The organism is Haloarcula sp. H-GB4 (genome assembly GCF_030848575.1).
Taxonomy (GTDB): Archaea; Halobacteriota; Halobacteria; order Halobacteriales; family Haloarculaceae; genus Haloarcula.
Map to the genome: position 1 here is coordinate 1,318,833 of NZ_JAVDDX010000002.1, position 19,329 is coordinate 1,338,161.

23 protein-coding genes are annotated in these 19,329 nt (G+C 64.4%); 9 read left to right on the forward strand and 14 right to left on the reverse strand.

The genetic code is table 11. The features are described from left to right. Window positions 1-21: 21 nt before the first annotated feature. A complete protein-coding gene (locus RBH20_RS15365; RefSeq protein WP_306710137.1) occupies window positions 22-1,125 on the reverse strand; it encodes a tRNA (guanine(26)-N(2))-dimethyltransferase in 1,104 nt (367 codons plus the stop codon). Window positions 1,126-1,281: 156 nt separating this feature from the next. After that, entirely contained in the window at window positions 1,282-2,964 is a 1,683-nt protein-coding gene (locus tag RBH20_RS15370; RefSeq protein ID WP_306710138.1) for a histidine kinase N-terminal 7TM domain-containing protein, read from the reverse strand. Window positions 2,965-3,104: 140 nt separating this feature from the next. On the opposite strand from RBH20_RS15370, the gene RBH20_RS15375 reads away from it, so the two are divergent. After that, entirely contained in the window at window positions 3,105-3,452 is a 348-nt protein-coding gene (locus RBH20_RS15375; protein ID WP_306710140.1) for a hypothetical protein, read from the forward strand. A gap of 206 nt (window positions 3,453-3,658) precedes the next feature. On the opposite strand, the gene RBH20_RS15380 is transcribed toward RBH20_RS15375, so the two are convergent. From RBH20_RS15380 to hisH, 3 genes are read right to left on the reverse strand one after another with little or no spacing between them, the layout of a single operon-like run. Next, a complete protein-coding gene (locus RBH20_RS15380; RefSeq protein WP_306710142.1) occupies window positions 3,659-4,393 on the reverse strand; it encodes an acetoacetate decarboxylase family protein in 735 nt (244 codons plus the stop codon). Beyond that, complete coding sequence (locus tag RBH20_RS15385; RefSeq protein WP_306710144.1) at window positions 4,390-5,238, reverse strand: SDR family oxidoreductase; 849 nt, start codon at window positions 5,236-5,238, stop codon at window positions 4,390-4,392. Before RBH20_RS15385 ends, RBH20_RS15380 begins: the two co-directional genes overlap by 4 nt. Before the next feature lie 20 nt (window positions 5,239-5,258). Further along, entirely contained in the window at window positions 5,259-5,906 is a 648-nt protein-coding gene (gene hisH, locus RBH20_RS15390; protein WP_306710146.1) for an imidazole glycerol phosphate synthase subunit HisH, read from the reverse strand. Window positions 5,907-6,074: 168 nt separating this feature from the next. Between hisH and RBH20_RS15395 the strand changes: the two genes are divergently transcribed. Then, window positions 6,075-6,440 (forward strand): hypothetical protein, encoded by a 366-nt coding sequence (locus RBH20_RS15395; RefSeq protein WP_306710148.1) that lies wholly within the window; start codon window positions 6,075-6,077, stop codon window positions 6,438-6,440. 27 nt (window positions 6,441-6,467) lie between these two features. Here the strand turns inward: RBH20_RS15395 and RBH20_RS15400 are convergent, their stop codons facing one another. From RBH20_RS15400 to RBH20_RS15415, 4 genes are all read right to left on the reverse strand, one after another. Continuing rightward, a complete protein-coding gene (locus RBH20_RS15400; protein WP_306710150.1) occupies window positions 6,468-7,055 on the reverse strand; it encodes a uracil-DNA glycosylase family protein in 588 nt (195 codons plus the stop codon). A 76-nt stretch (window positions 7,056-7,131) separates the two neighbouring features. Then, window positions 7,132-7,575, reverse strand: a complete 444-nt coding sequence (locus RBH20_RS15405; RefSeq protein ID WP_306710152.1) for a RidA family protein — start codon at window positions 7,573-7,575, stop codon at window positions 7,132-7,134. Window positions 7,576-7,798: 223 nt separating this feature from the next. Beyond that, window positions 7,799-8,350 carry a DUF99 family protein gene (locus RBH20_RS15410; RefSeq protein ID WP_306710155.1) on the reverse strand — a complete coding sequence of 184 codons (552 nt, stop codon included), beginning with the start codon at window positions 8,348-8,350 and terminating at the stop codon, window positions 7,799-7,801. After that, complete coding sequence (locus RBH20_RS15415) at window positions 8,347-8,532, reverse strand: DUF5786 family protein (protein ID WP_004515979.1); 186 nt, start codon at window positions 8,530-8,532, stop codon at window positions 8,347-8,349. The genes RBH20_RS15410 and RBH20_RS15415 overlap by 4 nt, the downstream gene beginning before the upstream one ends. Window positions 8,533-8,692: 160 nt before the next feature. Between RBH20_RS15415 and RBH20_RS15420 the strand changes: the two genes are divergently transcribed. Beyond that, a complete protein-coding gene (locus tag RBH20_RS15420) occupies window positions 8,693-9,304 on the forward strand; it encodes an MBL fold metallo-hydrolase (protein ID WP_306710160.1) in 612 nt (203 codons plus the stop codon). A gap of 50 nt (window positions 9,305-9,354) precedes the next feature. Continuing rightward, window positions 9,355-10,260, forward strand: a complete 906-nt coding sequence (locus tag RBH20_RS15425) for a hypothetical protein (RefSeq protein ID WP_306710162.1) — start codon at window positions 9,355-9,357, stop codon at window positions 10,258-10,260. A 50-nt stretch (window positions 10,261-10,310) separates the two neighbouring features. Here the strand turns inward: RBH20_RS15425 and RBH20_RS15430 are convergent, their stop codons facing one another. After that, window positions 10,311-10,460: a 50S ribosomal protein L40e gene (locus RBH20_RS15430; protein WP_004515982.1), complete on the reverse strand. Its 150-nt coding sequence runs from the start codon at window positions 10,458-10,460 to the stop codon at window positions 10,311-10,313. A 136-nt stretch (window positions 10,461-10,596) separates the two neighbouring features. Between RBH20_RS15430 and RBH20_RS15435 the strand changes: the two genes are divergently transcribed. Continuing rightward, on the forward strand, window positions 10,597-11,670 hold the full coding sequence (locus tag RBH20_RS15435; protein WP_306710164.1) for a hypothetical protein: 1,074 nt from the start codon (window positions 10,597-10,599) through the stop codon (window positions 11,668-11,670). A gap of 169 nt (window positions 11,671-11,839) precedes the next feature. On the opposite strand, the gene RBH20_RS15440 is transcribed toward RBH20_RS15435, so the two are convergent. After that, complete coding sequence (locus tag RBH20_RS15440; RefSeq protein WP_306710165.1) at window positions 11,840-12,355, reverse strand: DUF367 family protein; 516 nt, start codon at window positions 12,353-12,355, stop codon at window positions 11,840-11,842. 87 nt (window positions 12,356-12,442) lie between these two features. Between RBH20_RS15440 and RBH20_RS15445 the strand changes: the two genes are divergently transcribed. After that, on the forward strand, window positions 12,443-14,128 hold the full coding sequence (locus RBH20_RS15445; protein ID WP_306710167.1) for a redoxin domain-containing protein: 1,686 nt from the start codon (window positions 12,443-12,445) through the stop codon (window positions 14,126-14,128). Then, on the forward strand, window positions 14,125-14,505 hold the full coding sequence (locus RBH20_RS15450) for a nuclear transport factor 2 family protein (RefSeq protein ID WP_306710169.1): 381 nt from the start codon (window positions 14,125-14,127) through the stop codon (window positions 14,503-14,505). The genes RBH20_RS15445 and RBH20_RS15450 overlap by 4 nt, the downstream gene beginning before the upstream one ends. A gap of 26 nt (window positions 14,506-14,531) precedes the next feature. On the opposite strand, the gene RBH20_RS15455 is transcribed toward RBH20_RS15450, so the two are convergent. The 3 genes from RBH20_RS15455 to RBH20_RS15465 all read right to left on the reverse strand — a co-directional run bounded on the left by RBH20_RS15455 (window position 14,532) and on the right by RBH20_RS15465 (window position 17,257). Next, window positions 14,532-15,242, reverse strand: coding sequence for a class I SAM-dependent methyltransferase (locus RBH20_RS15455; protein WP_306710171.1), 711 nt, complete (start codon window positions 15,240-15,242; stop codon window positions 14,532-14,534). A gap of 111 nt (window positions 15,243-15,353) precedes the next feature. Further along, on the reverse strand, window positions 15,354-16,736 hold the full coding sequence (gene serS, locus RBH20_RS15460; protein WP_306710172.1) for a serine--tRNA ligase: 1,383 nt from the start codon (window positions 16,734-16,736) through the stop codon (window positions 15,354-15,356). Between the two features lie 77 nt (window positions 16,737-16,813). Then, entirely contained in the window at window positions 16,814-17,257 is a 444-nt protein-coding gene (locus RBH20_RS15465) for a universal stress protein (protein WP_306710173.1), read from the reverse strand. A 107-nt stretch (window positions 17,258-17,364) separates the two neighbouring features. Here RBH20_RS15465 and RBH20_RS15470 point away from each other — a divergent pair, with 107 nt between their 5' ends. Together RBH20_RS15470 and RBH20_RS15475 are read left to right on the forward strand one after the other, a co-directional pair. After that, a complete protein-coding gene (locus RBH20_RS15470) occupies window positions 17,365-18,273 on the forward strand; it encodes an MBL fold metallo-hydrolase (RefSeq protein WP_306710174.1) in 909 nt (302 codons plus the stop codon). A gap of 35 nt (window positions 18,274-18,308) precedes the next feature. Next, window positions 18,309-19,256 carry a mechanosensitive ion channel family protein gene (locus tag RBH20_RS15475; RefSeq protein ID WP_306710176.1) on the forward strand — a complete coding sequence of 316 codons (948 nt, stop codon included), beginning with the start codon at window positions 18,309-18,311 and terminating at the stop codon, window positions 19,254-19,256. Window positions 19,257-19,329: the final 73 nt, after the last annotated feature.

The window sequence follows — 19,329 nt, forward strand, 5'->3', positions numbered from 1 at the left end:
CGCCTACGACTCTCGGATTCGCTACTCCGCCGTCGCTTCGCGGATTTCCACCACGTCGGCGTCCGTCTTGAACGTCGTGCCGCCATAGTGCGTTCGGGAGGCCTCGTAGCCGGCGTCGCGGAGCTTCTCGATGAACTCGTCCATGGCTTCCGCGCCGCGCCCCCAGCGCTTGCAGAGGCGGTGCTGGTCGTAGTGGGTCGGCGTGTCGATTTCGTCGCTGAGCGTCGCAAGCAGTTCTTTGGCTTCGTCGGCGGTGCCCATCTCTTCGGTCACCTGCTCTGAAACGGCGCTGACGAACTCGGGGTCACAGGTCCGACCGAGCCAGATGGGCCCGGCAGTCTGGAGGTGCTCGTCACAGACCGGACAGTCCTCGGGCGGGTCGGCGATGAGACCGTAGTCGTGGTCGCGCCAGAGGCAGTGCTGGCAGTGGTGGACGTAGCCGAGTTCGTCGATGCAGTCGTTGGCGACTTTTGCGCCGTGGTCGAACTCTAGATAGGTCCGGGCGTAGTGCTTGGTCGCGTGGCTGAGAATCGGCCGGGCGGCGATGTCGTAGCGGGCCGCCGTCCGGATCATCGCTGACAGGAGGACGCGCATCCCCATCTCTGCGTGGAATTCGGTGTTTCGCGGCACCGCGCCATACGAGCGGACGCCGCTCTCGAAGTGCGCCCCACACAGCGGCGCGGTGTCGGTGGCCGTCACACAGAGGAGGTGCTTGGTTCCCTGCACCGCCGCGTCAGCGAAGGGAATCGGCGTGCCGAAGGGGTCCACGTCGACCACGTCGAACGCCTCGGAGTGCATGAGTACGTTCGCGTCCGACCGCCGGACTGAGGCCGCGAGGTCGTTGCGTTCGAGGTTCTGTTCACACAGCGCCGTCGCGTCGTCGTCGATGTCACACAGCGTCGTCTCCCAGTCGTTGGCCGCCGCGCGGACGCCGCGGATGCCGCTGGCGGCGGTGGCGTCCAGATACGTCGACACGCGGGGGGTTCGCTCTCGGTAGGCCCGTAGCGCCGCCACGGTGATGTCTCGGTTCAGCTCCTGTACGGGGTTAAAGAACACGTCCGCACCCTTCCCCGCCTCCGGCTGTTCCGGCACCGTGATCGTCACCCGGCCCTCACTGACGCGCATACTCACCGGTCCGCGCGGGCGCCGTTAAGTCGTTCGAACCTGCTCGTTGGGTCTGCTGTCTTTCAGACTGCTGTGAACAGCCAGAAAGTCCCACCCGATGTTGCTGGTGTAATCGCACTCAGTTCGGCCGGAAGGCCGTCTCTGTGACTGCCACACTCACCCTGCTTCGGCGGCCGTCCGACCCTTGGGCAATCGAACGCTCACCGTCGTCCCGTCGTTCGTGTCGAAGTCGAGGTCGCCCTCAAGCGTTGTCGCGGTCCAGCGGACGAGCCAGAGGCCGACGCCGCTGCCGTGGTTCAGGTCCGTCTCGCGGCCCCGCTCCAGCACGCCGAGTTCGTGTTCGGGTACCCCGGGGCCGTTGTCGCTGACGGTCAGCACAACCTCGTCGCCCTCTGTTGTGGCGCTGACAGTGACGGTGGCAGCCGGCACGTGCTGAAGAGCGTTCTCGACGAGATTGGTAAGCAAGATTTCCAGCAGGGCGGGCTGGGTCGTCAGTTGGAGGTCATCGGGTATCTCCACGGCGACCGAGCCATCGTACTCGTCGCGGACAGTTTCGACGACTCCGGCGGCGAGGTCAGCCAATGCGACGGATTCGAGGGCTGCGTCGCCAGCACCCGCTTCGGCGAGGGTCCGGGCCTTCTGGCCGGAGTCGACCAGACGACTGACAGACTGCTCGATGGTTGCCGCGTAGTCGGCGTGGTCGCCGTCGAGTTCCGTCGCCAGCAGTTCCGCCCGGGCCTGGATGACGACGCTCTCGTTGCGGACGTTGTGTCTGAGAAAGCGATTGAGTACTTCGAGACGGCGCTCGCGGCGAATCTCTTCAGTGATGTCTTGGAAGACAACAGTGTACCCCAGTTGCGTGCCCGTCTCGTCGCGGAGCGCTGTCTGCCGGACTTTGAACTCGCGATGTCGACCACCGGCCTCGATAGACACCCGTGAACTCCCGCCGTCGGTCGCGATATCGTCGTCGCCCAGAAAGTCGTTCAGCGGCTCCGTCAGTGCTTCGTACTTGTCGATGGCGAGCATCCCCTCGGCGGCGGGGTTGAGGTTCACGACCCGGCCCTGTTCGTCGACGATGGCGACGGGCGTGGCGATGTCGTGGATGGCTGCTCGCTCGCCGGCTCGCCGGGTCGCCGGGTGGAACTCGAACATATCGCTCCGGACGAACGCGTACAGATCCAGCCCGACGTGGGGCAGGAACAGGAGCGTCGTCAGATTCACCGCTGGAACCGGCCCGATACCGCCGGCCCACAGCAACACCGCGGCTCCGGGCGGTATCGGACTCAGGCCGACCGCCAGCGCCTCACGCCGGTACAGTGGGCCGTAGCTGACGACCGTATCGAACACCAATAGGGTCCCGAAGCTAACGAACAGCATTGCGACGATGATCGTGAGCAGCCCCACCGGCAAGACGGCGTAGTCGGCCCCCGCGCTGCCGGCAGCCGGTACGACCCGGAAGCCTTGCCAGACCACAGTATGGAGTGGGTTTGTGACGACGAGCGCCGTTTCGACGAGCGGTAGCACCGCCACGCCACGGTACCAGCCACTTTCGAGGACGTTCGTCCGACCTGTGTATCCCAGCGCGAACGAGAGAAAACAGAAGCCGATCCAGATGATGCCCAGCCAGGACACCATCTCCAGGGCGAGGCGCAGTGTCGGGTCGAACACCAGCAGCGCCGCGCCGTAGCTGAAACACCAGACCGTCTGCGTGACGATGGTCGCCACGAACCACTGCGCGCCGGGCTTGTCCCAGTGTGCCCGGAGCTGGGCCAGCAGATACAGCGACCCGAATCCCGAGGCAAATGAGCCCAGCGCCAGCCACGGGAGGTCGAGGTTCATGCCGGAATAAATTTGTACTCCGTGTTTATGTTTCTGGGCACAGTACAAGCATTGATAACTTCTCGCCGCCGGTGGCGAGCCAGCTGGAATCTGGCTGCTGAAGCCGACGCCGTTTTGTCACCCCTTTCCGTAGCACGGATGTGACTGATGTCGAGGAGTGGGTGGCCGACCTCGAAGCCGCCGGTGAGCTGACCCCCGATGCAGTGTCGGCTATCGTCGCCGTCCACGATGACCGCGGCCACCAGGCTATCGAGGCCGTCGGCGAGAGCCGCGTCAAGCAGTACCGTGATTTCACGGTTGTCGTCGGCCACGACGACGAGTACATCGTTGAGGACGGCGGCTGTACTTGCGCCGACAGCGAGTACAACCTCGATGCCGAGGACCCCGACCAGCTCTGCTGGCACGCTATCGCCGTTCACATCGCCGAGGCTATCGACGCCGTCGACGAGCACGATATGTGGTACTCTGAGGTCCGGGAGTTTCTGTAGACCCACCTTTTTCCCGCTCGGGTGAGCGCTACGCGCTCACCTCTCGCGGTAAAAACGTGGGCGAAAAACGCGCGAATCGCTCCGCGATTCGCGTGAAACCGCGCGCCGTCGGCGCGCAGTATGCTCGTGCCACAGTTTCTGTAGCGCTCTGCTATCGTCTCTCCTGCTACTTCGTTACTGCACTGACTTGCTACTGCATCGTCCCGCTACCGCTCTACCGGCCGCCCAGCCCCGTACGTGATCCGCCCTTCCAGCGAGAACCGGAGTACTGACCGGGAGCCGAGGTCGAGCGACCAGAGCGTGTCGGCCCGCTCGTGGTCGCCCAGGTCAACGTGGACGCGCCCGCTCAGCGGTGCGGCCCCCAGTTTCCCCCGGAACTCGATCGGTGTTCGTTCCAGTCGTCCCTCTCGAACTGCGTAACTCTCGATGCTCTCCCGGCGCTCCCAGGTTCGGGGCCAGTCGATGCCGACTGTCGCCACGCGGTCGCCGTTCTCGACGACCGTCGTCTCGCGACGGGTCTCGTCGTCGTGGTGGGTGATGTCGGCGACTGTCTTCGGATAGCCCCAGATCTCATCGCCGAGGGCGCGAGCGGGTTCGGTTGTCACCGGGAGCGACCAGATGTAGCCGCCGACATTGCGTGTCAACAGTGGAAGCAGCGGTGGCCGCTGCCCGTCCGGTGTCGCCGCGACTATCACCGCGAACTCGTCGTAGGGCGTCATCGCATCGTCGCCGATACGGTGGTATTCGACGGCGAGGAGCACGACTGCGGCCCGTCGGGCCGTTGCCCGAACCGGCGTCAGCCCGTTGGGCAGCAGCGACTCGGCAACGTCGTATCGTGCCGGGAGCACCGCCCCGGCGGCCGTCGCCTCGGTGACAAGTGGGAGCGTCACCTTGTGGCCGGTCGACAGCCGAACCCGGTCGCAGTCAGACAGTTTTGTCACCGCAGCCACCGCCCCAGAAACGCGCTCGCTCGACCGAACCCGCGGTGAATCGGGTCCTGCAACCGCGCCGGGAGCCAGTGGGTCCATCGGACGAATGTAGCGAACGCGCCGACCGGATAGCGGGCCTTCGGCGGGTCGTCGGTCGCCGCGGCAAGCACCGTCGCGGCGACGGTCTCCGGCGTCGTCGCCAGCGGCCCACCGGTGAGAACCCAGCCGTCCTCCAGCGCGTCGTACGTTCCGTCGTAGGTCGGTGTCCGGGCCTCGGCACGTAGGTTCCCCAGCGCGCCGTCGGCAAACCACGTCTCGACCCACGCCGGTTCGACGAGCGAGACGTGGATGTCGTCCGCGCCGGCCACCTCTATCCGTAGTGCGTCGGTCAGCGACTCGACGGCGGCTTTGCCGGCCGAATACGCGCCGAGTCCGGGTGAGGCGGTGTGGCCCAGCACGCTAGAGACGGTGATGATGAGCCCGCCATGTTCGCGCAGCTCGGGGAGCACTGCCTGTGCGAGTCGGTGTGGGCCGTGGACCAGCACGTCGAACTGCTCGCGGGCGGCGTCGGGCGAAACGTCCTCGACCGGGCCGGCGACTCCGTAGCCGGCGTTGTTCACCAGACAGTCGAGTCGTCCCGCTTCCTCGATGATGTGGTCAACGACAGCCTCGACCTGCTCGCTGTCGGTCACGTCGAGTTCGAGACACCGACAGCGATCGCGGAGGTCGTCGGGAAACGCGCTTTCGATGTCCGTCGCGTAGACCGTCCAGCCGTCGTCGGCGAACGCCTGCGCCGTCGCCGCTCCGATACCAGACGCTGCCCCGGTGAGCAGGACGACAGAATCCCCTGTAGACATACGAATTCCGAGTCGAGAACTCAGTGGTCGAGACAGTAGTCGACGTAGTTCCGGAGGATGCGCAGCCCCGTCTCGCCCGACTTCTCCGGGTGGAACTGCGTGCCAAAGACGTTGCCGGCGTCGTTGGCGACAATCGAGGCAAAGTCCGTCCCGTAGTCCGTCGTCGCCACCGTCGCGCTCTCGTCGTCAGGAACGGCGTAGTAGGAGTGGACGAAATAAGCGTGTTCGCCGTCGATGCCCTCCACAAGCGGGTGGTCCCGCGTCACGTCAAGCTCGTTCCAGCCCATGTGTGGCACGGTCTGGTCGCGGCTGAACCGGACGTTCTTGCCCGGAATGAGGTCCAGCCCCTCAGCGTCACCCTGCCCTTCGTGGTCGGCCTCCTCGCTCGTCGTCAGGAGCATCTGCATCCCGAGACAGATCCCGAACAGCGGCTTGCCGGCCTCCACCTGCTCGACCAGCGCCTCGCGGAACGGGCCGGCGTTGTCCATCCCTTCGGAGAAGGCTCCGACGCCGGGCAGGACGATGCCGTCGGCCGCGTCGAACTCTGCGGGGTCCTCCGAGAGCGACACGTCTGCGCCGGCGCGTTCGAGCCCGCGCGTGACGCTCCGGAGGTTCCCCAGTCCGTAATCGACGACGACCACGTCCGCGGTCGTCTGTCTGACACTCATACTTTTTCGTAGGCGAACGGGGGGTAAGTGAGTTCCTGTTCGAACAAGCCTTCGGCACAGCCATTGTCAGGCATGTGGTCCCGATTGCGTTCACACGCCCTGTCCTGAGGGTATCAAAAATGAGAATGGACCAGCCCAGTTTTATTCACCTACCGCATACAGCCGCTAATGATTGATCTTACAGAAGTCCTGTACGTCGACGGTAACGTTCTCATCGCTGAATTTCCCGAAGAAATGGAGATGACAGACGAGACGTTCGCGAAAGTCAATGAACGGTTTGAGGAACTCGCCTCACAGCCGGCGGTCGACACGCACATCTCAAATCTCCAGATGGAGGCGTCACTGAACGACGACGTATTCACGCGAGCACAGGAGGCCGCTGAGGCGGGCAAGGAGTTCGGTATCACGAACTGGGTCATCGTCTCCGAGGGGATCAAGAAAATGGCGCTCAAGAGTCAGGTCGGCGAGATTCCGGGTGTTGACATTTCACTGGTCGATACCAGAGCAGAAGCGATGGATATCGCAGCGAACTAGCGCTTTCGAGCGCACTATCCGACTATTTTAAAACTCGCCGAGTCGCGACTGACCGCTCTGGGCGTCGGTAAACTCTGCGGCAGTCGTCAGTGCGGCCTTGAACGTCTCTTTCTGGCTCGGATCGTACAGCGTCGCCGCCGGGTGGACGGAGACGAGAACGCGACGCGGCTGGCCGGCGATAGCCACGTCGAACACGTCGCCCGCTTCGCCGGTCACGGCGACATCACGCTCTAGCAGGTGCTCGGCCGGCACTTTCCCGAGCGTCACGACGACTTCGGGGTCAACACGGTCGATTTCCGTCTCCAGATAGTCGCGGCAGTTCGTGAGTTCGCCTGTTCGCGGGTCGCGGTTGTCCGGCGGGCGACAGCGCACGCAGTTCGTGATGCGTACGTCGCCGCGGTCGAGGCCGGCATCGCGTAACCCATCATCGAGCACGTCGCCGCTCCGCCCGACGAACGGCTCGCCCTGTTCGTCCTCGTTCGCGCCGGGGGCCTCCCCGACGAACAGCAGGTCCGCGTCCGCGGGCCCGACGCCGTTGACGATGCGCGAGCGCGAGCCACAGAGGTCGTCACAGCGCTCACAGCCAACGACATTGAGGCCGTCCATCTGCTCCATGCACCGTCGTTTGCACCGGGGACTCTCAAACGCAGCGGTCCGCCGGCAGGCATTCGACCGCAGATGCTGGCCGCGATTACCGCTTTACACCGGTTGCTTCGATCTGCACCGTCGCGTCGTTCGGCAGGCTTGCAACGCCGACAACGCTTCGTGACGGTCGCTGTCCGTCGAAAAACGCCGCGTACGCCTGCTTGACCGCTGGTAGCTGGTCCATCTCCGTGAGGTACACTGTCGTCCGCAGCAGGTCCCGCGGTTCGAGACCGGAGTCGGCAGCCATCGCACGAATCTGATCGAGCGCGGCCAGTGTCTGTTCCTGCACATCGCCGTTGCGAGCCGTGTCCGCGTCCGGAACCTGCCCATCAAAGAACAGGAGCTGGCTGTCCTGCTGGCGCTTGCCGTACACGCTGTGTTCTGTCGGCTGGTCGCCTTCGTACCGGGTTACGCTACTGTCGATGTTCGTCTGTTCGTTCGTTTCTGCGGGCTCTACAGCATTCCTCGCCTGCGTCTTGCTCTCTGCCATTGTACGCATACAAACACAGTGCCAGCTAATCAGTATACGTTTAGCTATTACTAACTGTAGGCAATGATGAGGCAGTAATAGCTAGCGAGATGCTTTCGGGCCGCAGATCTAACTTAGCAATAAATAACTCTAGCTGTGGCTCCTGACAGAGGGGACTCCGGCTTGTTCGACTATCTTGGTGGACTGTGTCATCCGTCGCCGGGCGGTCGCTACCGCACCTGACTCACTCCATCTCGACCAGTCCTCGCGCCGCCAGTCGGGCGACTCGGAGTGGTTCCGGACGGCCGCCCTCCGGCGTGAACGCCTGGACGACATCTGCGGCGGCGCTGTCGTCGATACCGACACTCCGAACGTACACTGTCTCGTCGTTCACCGACACCGGTCGGCGCTCCGGCTGGGCACGGTAGGTCGCCAGTCGGTCCTGTACGGTATCGGGGTCGTCGAACGCCTCGCGGATGGCCCCTTCGAGCCCCGGCGAGGACTCGAAGGTGATCGAGAGGACCGGCAGGTCGGTGTGGTCGTGAATTCGCTGGAGGTCGAGGACGTTGAACCATGCCGGTGCGAGACCCGCCACCAGCAGGTAGCGGATGTCCTCGCGGTCCAGTCGGTCGACCATCGCACACACTGTCTCGGTTGCGTCGCTCCCGCCGACCGTGGCAGTACTGAAAACAAAGCCGTCGGCCACTCTACTGGCGCGAACGACAGCGCCAGCGAACTGACTGGTTTCCGCTCGGTACGACTCCGCCACGCCGAGGGCCCGTGCCCCTGCTTTCACGTGTTCTGGTTGTCTTTGATGTCTTCCAGTCTGTCGAGTAGTTCGTCGTTCGACGCGGTGAACTCGTACTCGATGTCGCCCTCGTGGGCGTTTTCTTCAGCATCGAGGCCGTCTTCGTCCTCGAAGTCTGTGTCGTACTCCTGATTGTCTTGTTCCGATTCGTCGTAGCTCCCGAACCCCATGGTACGTGTACAACTATGACGTTCATAGTAAAAAATCACTCGCCGACTCCAGCGTGTTAGCGCGTTAACACGACGTTCTTCGGTCTCACTCTCGGAAGCGTCTGTAGCGACTGGCGGTCGGGACAGTACACTCAAGCGGGCCGCGCCACAGGCTTCGTGTATGGACGTTCACAACGTCACCGCCGAAGCCGAGACATTCACCTGCAACGCCTATCTCGCCATCGGCGAGCAGACGACCCTGATCGACGCCGGCGCGATGCGTGGCGTCGTCGATGTCATCCGCGAGCATACTGACACGCTCGACGCTGTCGTGTTGACCCACCAGCACGGCGACCACGTCCAGCGACTCGATGCCGTCCTCGACGCCTTCGACGCGCCGCTGTACGCCTACGGCTCCCATCCCCGCCGAGACCACAAACTCGCTGACGGCGACACGCTCACCGTCGGCGATGAGGAGTGTGAGGTCGTGTACACGCCGGGCCACGCCGACGACCACGTCTCGCTCGTCTCCGAGTCGGCCCTGTTCTCCGGTGATGTGGTCGTCCACGACGACGGCGCGTTCGACGACGGCTCTTTCGGTCGCACGGACCGCCCCGGCCAGTCCCGCGAGCGCCTCATCGAGAGCATCGAGCGCATTCTCGACCGGATGCCGGCAGGCGTCGAACACATGTATTCGGGTCACGGTGGCGTCTTCCACGGCGACGTTCGCGAGGTCGTTGAGCGCGCCCTCGAACGGGCCGAGCGCCGTGAGCCGAAGTATCCCGACGACTGACCACTCGAAACCGGCGCAACGCTCTAGTGATAGGGCCGATATTCGACGCTATGAACCAGCGACTTCTGACGGGGACGGCCCTGGCGCTCTCCGGCGTCGTGCTGGCCGCTATGCAGGTGCTCCACGCGGTCCAGCAGACCCGGATTCCGGTGGCGGTCGCGGTCGATGCGCTCCCCTTTGCGGCGATGGGCCTCGCGGTAGCGTACGCGGGCGTCTGGCTCGCCCGTGACACGGCATTCGAGGGGGCCACATCCCGAGTGGCCGCGTGGGCCGCCGGCGGAACCGTGACGTTCGCTGCCGTGGCGGCGCTCCTGTTGTTCAGCCAGCGTGTGACTTCTGGCTCACTTGCCCGAGCGTCGTACCTGACGGTGGACCTCGTTACCGTCGGTGCGCTGGCGGGCGTTCTGGTCGGCCTGTACGACGCCCGGAGCCGCAACCGGCTCCGCGAACTGGCGGCCGAACGCGACCGCGTCGAGGCTTTCGCCGGGAAGGCGGCCGACGTGAACAACTACGGACGCGCCATCGCCAGCGCCCCCAGCGTCGACGGTGTCGCCGCCTTCGTCGTTGAGGCCTTCGGCACGATGACTGGCATGGAGGAGACGGCCGTCATCCGGCTCAGGGACGGCGATGCGGTGGCGCTCGCGAACACGGTTCGGACCGTCCCGGTTGATGTCGTCGCCGAGTTCGCGCAGGAAGTCGAGACACAGGAACAGGGCGCGGTCACCGTTCACGACCGCCCGTTCCCCGTCGACATCCCCGAGGTAGTCACCGATTGTGTGTCGGCGGTGGTTCTGGACGACGAGGGCACGACGACAGTTGTCATCTCGGTCACGACGGACGAGACGACTGTCGGCGAAGAAGACCGGAAGCTGCTGGAACTCATCGTCTCACACGCGTCGGTTCGGATGGCAACGCTCGACCGCCAGTCAGCGGACAAAGAACCCACTGGGCAGTAGTGGATTGGTGACGAACTGCCACCGGATGCCGGCGGCAACTGACCCGAAAATCAGGCGCTGCGAGTCTCTTTCGCCTTCGGACGCAGGTTACCGTAGCCGCACTTCCGGCACTGTTGGGCGCGCTCTGGGTTCCGAGCGTTACACCGCATGCAGATCTGCTTGTTGAGGAGTCGGTCGGACGCTGTCTCGAAGCTAGCCATGCGCGGTCATTCCCGGTGCGCGCGTTTAAGCTTTGAGTTTCGGCCCGGGACCGATTCAGCGTGGAACGACATTGAAAGACAGGGAGACACTGCCAGTCGTCGCCGGCTTTAGATGCCCGAACGGCGAAGCCGGAGTATGTACGACCAGGTCGCAGACCTTCCGGTCACTGTCGAGAGCTGTGCGTTCGAGCGCCGTGAGCGGGCGACCTCCAGCGGATTCGACCGAGTGACGACGGTCATCCACCTCTCCGGTGCGGGCGAGACCGGCAGTGGCGAGGACGTGACGTACACCGCCGAGGCCCACGACGCGCTACAGGACAGCGATGCGTTGCCGGGCGAGGACTCCCCGCTGGCCGGTGAGTACACCGTCGATTCGTTTTCGGCGGCGCTGGAAGCGGCCGACCTGTGGCCCGAACCCCCCGACGAGGAGCGGTTCCGTCACTACCGCCGCTGGGGATTCGAAAGCGCGGCGCTTGACCTCGCGCTGAAACAGGCCGACACGGACCTCGGGACGGCACTCGGCCGGCAGTACGACCCAGTGAACTTCGTCGTCTCGACGCGGCTCTCGAACGCGAACGACGACATGCCGCCGACGGCCGACAGACTGGCGATGCTGTGTGAGCGCTACGGCGACCTTTCGTTCAAACTCGACCCGACGCCGTCTTGGAGTGACGCCCTTGTCGACGAGCTGGCGGACTACGACGTTCGAGTGCTGGACCTGAAAGGGCTGTACGAGGGGACGGACGTCGATGTCGAGGCCGACCCCGAGTTCTACCGCCGTGTCGTCGACGGCCTCCCGGACGCGCTGGTCGAGGATCCCGACCTGACCGACGCGACGCGGCCGGTTTTCGACGGGCAAGAAGCACGCGTCACCTGGGACGTACCCATCACCGGCGTCGAGAGCATCGAGGCGCTGCCGTTCGAGCCGTCATGGCTCAACATGAAGCCGTCCCGTTGCGGGACCGTCGAGTCGGTGCTTGCGGCCATCGACTACTGCGAGGAACACGGCATCGACCTGTACGGCGGCGGCCAGTTCGAACTCGGCGTCGGCCGGGACCACATTCAGGCGCTGGCGTCGCTGTGTTACCCCGACGGGCCGAACGACGTTGCGCCTGGGGGGTACAACGACCCCGACCCCGACGCGGACCTGCCGACGAGCCCGCTCACCCCACCTGATGCACCGACCGGCATCGGGACCGGCTTCTCGTAAGCGGCCTTAGAAATGAAGCCGAAGCTACATTATTGTACGGATACTAACTATTGTCATGCGATGCCAAGCCTGCGGAGAACGCATCGACGACGTACTGGAGGCACACGCGCGACGAGCCTGCCCACACTGTGATGCGCCGCTCCTCGAAAAGCCAGCAACGCCCCAGTGACTACTCCTCGGCGAGGTAGTCGTCCTGTACGTCGATGATGTCGCTCGAATCCTCGCAGTTCGCGTACCGTTCCAGTGGTTCCTCGTTCAGTTCCAGAAACGTGTGGCCCCAGGAGAATGTCGAGAGAATTCGCTCGGCGTGGTCGCGCTCCCCGAGAATGGCGAGCGCACCGGCGAAGGCTTCGACGGTATTGAGCTGAAAGGCCGTTCCGTAGTTGACCGGATTGCCGGCGACGAGGAACGGGAGCGAGCGGTGCACCCCTTCGAGGTCGAACGCTTCCCGTTCGGCAGTCTCCCATGAGCAATCGAGCGCGACCAGTCGGCTGTGACGAGCGCCATCGCCGGGGGTCGGTCGGTCCGCTGGGGACAGCGCCTGCTCGGCGAAGGGGTTGAGCACGATGCCGGGCGGCGTCGACCGCGTCGCGCGGTGGAGTTCGGCCTCGTCCATCCGGGCCAGTTTCCGCGCGCTACATTTATCGGGGTCGTCGTCACCCTCGTACCGGACGTGCAGTTCCACAGGAGCGCTACTACACTGGCGAATAAAAGCGACTCGTTCAGTGACACTGTGCAAACACTGTTATAGCCAGGATTGGTTGTACAACGTGTGCTTTCAGAGGGGACGGCGGCACCACTGTTCGAACTGCCGGCGCTCGTCGATGGCGACTGCCAGCGAGTCGAGCTATCCGACTATCTCGGCGAGGACGTAGTCATCCTTGCGTTCTATCCGGCGGATTTCAATCCGGCCTGTGACGACACGTCCTGTGATCTGGACGAACTCGACCTCTTTACGATGCAGAAGGACGTAACTATCTTGGGCATCAGCCCGGATTCGGTGTATAGCCACCGGGCCTTCGCCGACCGCTACGGCCTGAAAGTCCCGCTCCTGTCCGACACTGACCACGATGTCGCCCGCGAGTACGGACTCGACTTTATCGACGATATTGGTCAGCAACTCATCGAGCGCGCTGTCGTCGTCATCGACCACGACGGCGACGTGCAGTACGCCTGGAGTACCGACGACCTCCAGCAACTCCCTCGTGTCGGAGAAATCAAGGACGCTATCGCCGACACCGGTGGCGACGACACCGCGTTCGCCCGCTACCGTGTCGGCCACGCCCACTACACTGAGGGACGGCGCGCGTTCACGTCGGCGATGGCGGCCTTCCGCGACTCGGAGTGGATGGTCGCACAGGGCGACTTCCAGCAGGCACGTGAGGAGTTCGCCGACGCCGAAGATCACTTCGACACCGCTGTCCGGTTCGTCGACGACGAGTCCCTGAAACCGATCTACGAGGACACAAAGACAAAGGCGAACTCGCTGTGGCAGGCCAGCGACTGGCTTACACAGGCCGCCCGCGCCTACTCTAGCGGGAACGGAGCGGAGGGCCAGCAACTTCGGGACGACGCCGAGCGGCCACTTGAAGCCGCCCGCGGCTACGAGGAACCACCCGACCCCGACGGTCCGTGGCCACCAGATCTGGCGACGCTGGAAAAGGACGCGGACGACGACCGGCCGGCGTTCCTCACACAGGACGAGACAGCTGTGGATACATCGCTCGACGTGGATATCGACGCGGAAGTCGAACGGACAGACAGCGAACTGGCGGAGACGGCATCACCGGCTACCGAGTCTACGCTTGAGTCGACGCCGTCGCCTGAAGCAGCCGATACAGCCGACGAAATGCGAGACGCAGCTGACGGGGCGACGGCAGAATCAGCAGAGGGGACGACGGCGGGGACAGCTGAGAAGGCGACGGACCCGGCGACCTCGCCCAACGAAACGCCTGCTCCCTCGGATCAGTCGACAGCGGCGGAATCTGCTGCATCGCCGGCCGACGACTCGCCGCCGGAATCAGCGTCAACGCCTGACGGCGAGGGTGAGATTTCGGATGTCGACGACACCGATATCGAGGAGATTCAGGCCGAACTGGCCGCCAGCGAAGCCGAGACCGAGCCGACCGACCCGCTGGAAGAGCCGACCGCGATGGTCGAAGCGCCGCCCGACACGGTCGCCAGCGTGGACGACGACACCTCGACACAGGATGCGTCGGACGGCGAGCAGTCGACCCCTGACGCGTCATCGGACGCCGCTACCGCCTCTGAGACGGAGACTGACGACACAGTCGAACTGGATCTGGCCGACCCAATGGCCGACGGTGACGGCGGCGACACGAGCGAATCTGCGGCCGAATCCGGGCCAGATGACGGTTCTGACCCGGAGACAGACGGCGAGCAATCCGACGCGGAGAGCGATAGAAACACGCCTGCGGAACCCGAATCAGACCCGTGACGCGACCTGCCCTTCTGCAGCGGACACGGGCCTACTACGACGCCATTGACGATGACGACTACGACCAGTTGGCATCGCTGCTCGCCCCGTCGTTCGTTCACGACCGCCCTGACCGGAGCATCGAGGGCCGGGACCGGTTCGTACAGTTCATGCGCGAGGAACGGCCCCAGACAGACACCACGCATCCGCTCGACGGCCTCTACTGTCGCCAGGAAGACAGCGCGGTTGAGCCGGCTGACGGCGACGACGCGTCGACGGCAGCGGTCGTCGCCCGCGGCCGCCTGCTCGATGCCGACGGTGAGCGTATCGTTGGCTTCGTCGATGTGTTCACGTTCGCTGGGGACGATATCGAGCGCATCGACACGTACACACGCTGATTCCTGCCGCTCGTGGAGTTACTATTTCACTGTCCCGGCAGCGACAGCCGAGCGCCGTACATCGACCCGTCGGTTTCGGTCCCGACGAGCGCGTCCACGGTCCACGGCGTCTCGCTGACTGCGGCACGGAACCGTGACGGCGCGACCAGTAGCAGGTCGGTCCACGGGCCGGCCAGCCCGTCGTACTCGACACGGAAAGTCCGGTAAGCGACACCGGGCTGGACGTGGTGGGACGCGTCGGTCTCCGGGTCTGCTCGGTCGAGCGTGTCCATGTCGGCGACGAGACAGCCACCGGGCCGCGTCACCGACGCCAGTTCGGTGAGCGTCGTCCGGAGGTCGGCCAGCGAACTGCCAAGGCCGAGTTGTTTGCCCAGCGCAACGACCGTCTCAAACCCGTCACCCGGCGGTCGTGGGAGGTCGCCGACCACGGGACGCTTGACGCCGCGCTCGCGGGCGACTGCGACGGCCCCGGGACTCCGGTCGACCGCCAGCACGCTGTGGCCGCGCTCCTGCAGCGCAAGTGCGTGTCGGCCGACGCCACAGCCGGTGTCGAGGACGCGGCCTCTCACCGTCGAGAACAGGTCCCGCTCGGTGGGATGCCACGCCGATGGCGGCTCGAAGTAGCCCGAAAGATGTGCTTCGGTCAAATCGTCGTCATCGCGGCGGTAGCAGGGTTGCTCGGCGAGGTCGTCGCGATGAAAGTCCAGTACCATCCGGCCGAATGCGTCGTCAGCCATATCTCGACGGTGCTGGCGAACGAATGTAATAGTGTAATGAAATGTGATTTCGTGTAACACACCGCATGCAGACGACTGGACGCCGGCCGTGCGTAACGGACCGCGGTGGAATTAGTCCTTTTCGCCGGCTCCGACGGCGCTCTCGCCGATCTTCTCAGAGCCTTCGATGACTTCCTGACCGCCCATGTACGGACGGAGCGGTTCGGGCACGGTGATGGTCCCGTCGTCGTTCTGGTAGTACTCCATAATTGCGACGAGGACCCGGGGGACGGCGAGTCCGGAGCCGTTCAGCGTGTGGAGATAGTCGGCGGACTCGTGCCGCTCGGGGCGGTAGCGTAGACCAGCGCGCCGGGCCTGGAAATCCTCGAAGTTCGAGACCGAGGAGACTTCGAGCCAGCGGCCGCCGCGGTCGGGACCGTCCGCCATGTCGTCACCGGGGGCCCACACCTCGATGTCGTACTTCTTCGCCTGTGTAAAGCCCATATCGCCGGTGCACATGTCGAGCACGCGGTAGGGCAGTTCGAGGCGGTCAAGGACTTCGGCGGCCTCGTCTAGTAGCCCCTCCAGCCGGTCGTAGCTGTTCTCGGGCCGGACGAAGTTGACAAGTTCGACCTTGTGGAACTGGTGGACGCGGACGTACCCCCGCGTTTCGGTCCCGTGCTCGCCGGCCTCGCGGCGGAAGTTCGGCGAAAACGCCTGATGTTTGACCGGCAGGTCGTCGTCAAGCAGAATCTCGCCGCGGTACATGTTGGTGACCGGCACTTCCGCCGTCGGGAGCAGCCACAGGTCGTCGCTGTCGTAGTCGTCGTCCTGTCTGGCCCCGACGCGGTAGGCGTCCTCGTCGAACTTCGGGAGCTGGCCCGTCCCTTCCATCGAATCGGAGTTGACCGGAATCGGCGGGAGCACGTCGACGTACTCCTGCTCGCGGTGGACATCGAGCATGAACTGGATGAGGGCGTGCTCTAGGCGCGCACCTTCACCTTTGACGAACTGGTAGCCGCCGCCGGACACCTTTGCGCCGCGCTCGAAGTCAAGCAGGTCCAGATCCTCGCCGAGGTCGTAGTGGGGCACCACTTCGTCGGGCAGGTCCCGGAGGTCGCCGAACCCCTCGCGGTAGCGCTCGACGTTGTCTGCCTCGCCCTCGCCGGTCGGGACCGAATCGTGGGGGATGTTCGGCAGTTCGAGCAGGGCGTCTTCCAACTGGGACTCCAGTTCGTCGGCGCGCTCCTCGACGTCCTGTAGTTCGTCTTTGAGTTCCTGCGAGCGGTCGATGGCCTCCTGAGCCTCCTCGTCCTTGCCGTCCTGTTTGAGCTCTCCAATCTTGCTCGATACCTCGTTGCGTTCCTGTCGGAGCCCGTCACCTTCGGCTTTCAGTTCTCGCCACTCCTCGTCGATTTCGAGGATTTCGTCGAGGTCGACGCCCGTGACGCCCTTCCGTTCGATAGCGTCACGGACCGTCTCGGGGTTCTCCCGGACGAACTGTCTCGATAACATGGCCGACGGTTCTCGACGGCAGAAATTAGGCGTGTCGGTCCCGCGGTGGGCGACCCCGACCGTCAATGTCCGTCTCGCTACGCCTCGCCGCCGACCTTCACCGCTAGCACCGGCACCGGCGAGGCCCGGATGACCGACTCGGTGACGCTGCCGATAAGTTCCCGGGAGGGGCCGGTCCGTCCCTCCGTTGCCATCACGACGACGTCGATGTCGTGGCGCTCGACGTACTCCACGACTTCCTCGTGGGGAACGCCCTGCTTGACCGCCGTGGTCACCGTGTCGATGTCGGCGTCTTCGGCCTGTGCCTGCAGGTCGTCGACAGCCTGCTGCCCAGCATCGGCGAGGCGGTCGAAGATGCTGCTGTCCTCGAACTCGGGAATCTGGTCGACTACCTGCTCGGTTTCGAGGACGTGTAGCGCGTGCAGACTCGCATCGTGGCGCTCGGCGAGGTCGATAGCGTGTTCGGCCGCGGTGGCAGCCCCCTCGGAGCCGTCGGTCGGAACGAGTACGGCGTCGTACATACAGTGGTGTTTCTGAGTGCGGGTAAATGGCTTTGCCCTTCCTGATGCTTGGGTGTCACGACAGCCACAGCACAACGGTTTTGCCCCCGCCGGTCACGTGGACGTGTATGGGAATCGGTGACGTTTACGAGGTGACGGTCGGGGACTGCACGGACGTCCACTACGTTGACACCGGGATGTACGACGTAGCTGAGTACGGCTCCGTCTACATCATCGACGCCGAGCGACCGGCGCTGGTCGACACTGGCATCGGTGCGCGACACGAGAACATCCTCTCGGCGATGGAGTCGGTCGGTATCGCGCCCGAGGACTTGGAAGTCATTGCGACGACCCATGTCCATCTGGACCACGCCGGCGGGGCCGGGTATCTCGCCGAGGACTGTCTGAATGCGACGGTGTACGTCCACGAGTCCGGCAAGCGCCACCTCGTCGACCCCGAGCGACTCTGGGAGGGGACCAAACACGCCGTCGGCGACCAGATCGAGTTCTACGGCAAGCCGATCCCGGTCGCCGAAGACCGGATCGAGACGCTAACTGACGGCGACGTGATAGACCTTGGTGACCACTCGCTCGAAGTCCTGCACGCGCCGGGCCATGCGCCACATCAGGTCGTCTTCTACGACCCCGTCATCGACGGTGTGTTCACCGCCGACGCCGCCGGCATCTACACGCCGTCGACAGACGAGATGCACGTCACGACGCCGCCGGTCAACTTCACGCTGGATGGAGCCCTCGATGACGTGGCAATGCTGCAGGACCTCGACCCCGAACTCCTCATGTTCGGCCACTACGGCCCCGCGAAGACCGGTGACAAACTGGAAACCTACGCTGAGATCCTGCCCGAATGGGTGGCCGAAGTCGAACGTAAACGCGAGGAACTGGGCGACGACGAGGCGGTCATCGACTACTTCGTCGAGCGGGCTGACACCGATCTCTGGGGCGAGCGCAAGGGCCGTGCCGAGATGCGTCTGAACGTCCGCGGCGTGCTCGTGGCGCTCGATAACCGGGAAGAATAGGAGGCTTTCTCAAGGCCGGGCCACAGTGTCGTGGTATGCGCCGAACTGGCTCCGTGTCGCTGCTCTGTGCGGTCGTCCTGTACGCCGGCTCGCGGTTCGTCCGCCAGTTCGGCTTCGACGAGCGGCTGTTCGGGGTCGAACTCGAACCGCTGACCCTGATGAGCCTGACGCTGGCGTCGCTTTTCCTTGCGTTCTACGGGAGCTACACTATCTGCCAGTCGTACCTCTTCGCTCACACGCAGAACAAACGCCGCCGGCACGACGTGCGGAACGCCCTCCGGCTGACCTTCGGCATCCTCGGAATGATTGCGATTTTCGGCGTCGTCACCCGGGAATGGGTGAGCGTGCTGTTTTCTCTGGGCGTGCTCGGATTCGCGGTCACGTTCGCCCTCCAGCAACCGCTGTTCTCGCTTATCGGCTGGCTGTACATCGTGACGAAACGGCCCTATCAGGTGGGCGACCGCATCGCTATCGAGGAGATGCGCGGCGACGTCGTCGCGGTCGATTTCTTCGTGACGGAGGTGTGGGAGATTGACGGCGACCTCGTCTCCTCGAACCAGCCGTCGGGCCGCATCGTCACCGTGCCTAATAGTACGGTTCTGTCCTCTCGCGTCGTCAACTTCTACGGCGAGGGCGTCCAGTATGTCTGGAACGAGCTCTCGATACAGGTTGCCTACGAGACCGACTTGCAGTTCGCGTCCGAGGTGATGATCGACGTGGCGTCGGCCCACCTCGGCGACGAGATGGCCGAACAGGTCCGTGAGTACCGTGACCGCCTCGCTGAGACACCGGTCGAACTCGACGTGAACGAACAGCCGACAGTCAACGTCACGCAGGGTGAGTCGTGGGTGGAGCTTCGCCTCCGATATCTGGTCCACCCTCGTCGGGGGACCCGGATGCGGAACGCGCTGTACGAGGACATTCTGGAGCAATTTAATGAGCATCCCGACCGCGTGAAGTTCCCGGTGAGCCGGAACCGGTGAACTCTGGTGTGGGTCACAGAGGTCGAGTGGCCTCTGATATCGACCTCTCGTCTGCCGGTGAGTGAATGCGTTT

Bases quoted from the DNA above. Each gene is read 5' to 3' on its own strand.
- RBH20_RS15365 (WP_306710137.1), bottom strand. From the start codon at position 1,125: ATGCGCGTCAGTGAGGGCCGGGTGACGATCACGGTGCCGGAACAGCCG.
- RBH20_RS15370 (WP_306710138.1), bottom strand. From the start codon at position 2,964: ATGAACCTCGACCTCCCGTGGCTGGCGCTGGGCTCATTTGCCTCGGGA.
- RBH20_RS15385 (WP_306710144.1), bottom strand. From the start codon at position 5,238: ATGTCTACAGGGGATTCTGTCGTCCTGCTCACCGGGGCAGCGTCTGGT.
- hisH (WP_306710146.1), bottom strand. From the start codon at position 5,906: ATGAGTGTCAGACAGACGACCGCGGACGTGGTCGTCGTCGATTACGGA.
- RBH20_RS15395 (WP_306710148.1), top strand. From the start codon at position 6,075: ATGATTGATCTTACAGAAGTCCTGTACGTCGACGGTAACGTTCTCATC.
- RBH20_RS15400 (WP_306710150.1), bottom strand. From the start codon at position 7,055: ATGGAGCAGATGGACGGCCTCAATGTCGTTGGCTGTGAGCGCTGTGAC.
- RBH20_RS15405 (WP_306710152.1), bottom strand. From the start codon at position 7,575: ATGGCAGAGAGCAAGACGCAGGCGAGGAATGCTGTAGAGCCCGCAGAA.
- RBH20_RS15415 (WP_004515979.1), bottom strand. From the start codon at position 8,532: ATGGGGTTCGGGAGCTACGACGAATCGGAACAAGACAATCAGGAGTAC.
- RBH20_RS15420 (WP_306710160.1), top strand. From the start codon at position 8,693: ATGGACGTTCACAACGTCACCGCCGAAGCCGAGACATTCACCTGCAAC.
- RBH20_RS15425 (WP_306710162.1), top strand. From the start codon at position 9,355: ATGAACCAGCGACTTCTGACGGGGACGGCCCTGGCGCTCTCCGGCGTC.
- RBH20_RS15430 (WP_004515982.1), bottom strand. From the start codon at position 10,460: ATGGCTAGCTTCGAGACAGCGTCCGACCGACTCCTCAACAAGCAGATC.
- RBH20_RS15435 (WP_306710164.1), top strand. From the start codon at position 10,597: ATGTACGACCAGGTCGCAGACCTTCCGGTCACTGTCGAGAGCTGTGCG.
- RBH20_RS15455 (WP_306710171.1), bottom strand. From the start codon at position 15,242: ATGGCTGACGACGCATTCGGCCGGATGGTACTGGACTTTCATCGCGAC.
- serS (WP_306710172.1), bottom strand. From the start codon at position 16,736: ATGTTATCGAGACAGTTCGTCCGGGAGAACCCCGAGACGGTCCGTGAC.
- RBH20_RS15465 (WP_306710173.1), bottom strand. From the start codon at position 17,257: ATGTACGACGCCGTACTCGTTCCGACCGACGGCTCCGAGGGGGCTGCC.
- RBH20_RS15470 (WP_306710174.1), top strand. From the start codon at position 17,365: ATGGGAATCGGTGACGTTTACGAGGTGACGGTCGGGGACTGCACGGAC.
- RBH20_RS15475 (WP_306710176.1), top strand. From the start codon at position 18,309: ATGCGCCGAACTGGCTCCGTGTCGCTGCTCTGTGCGGTCGTCCTGTAC.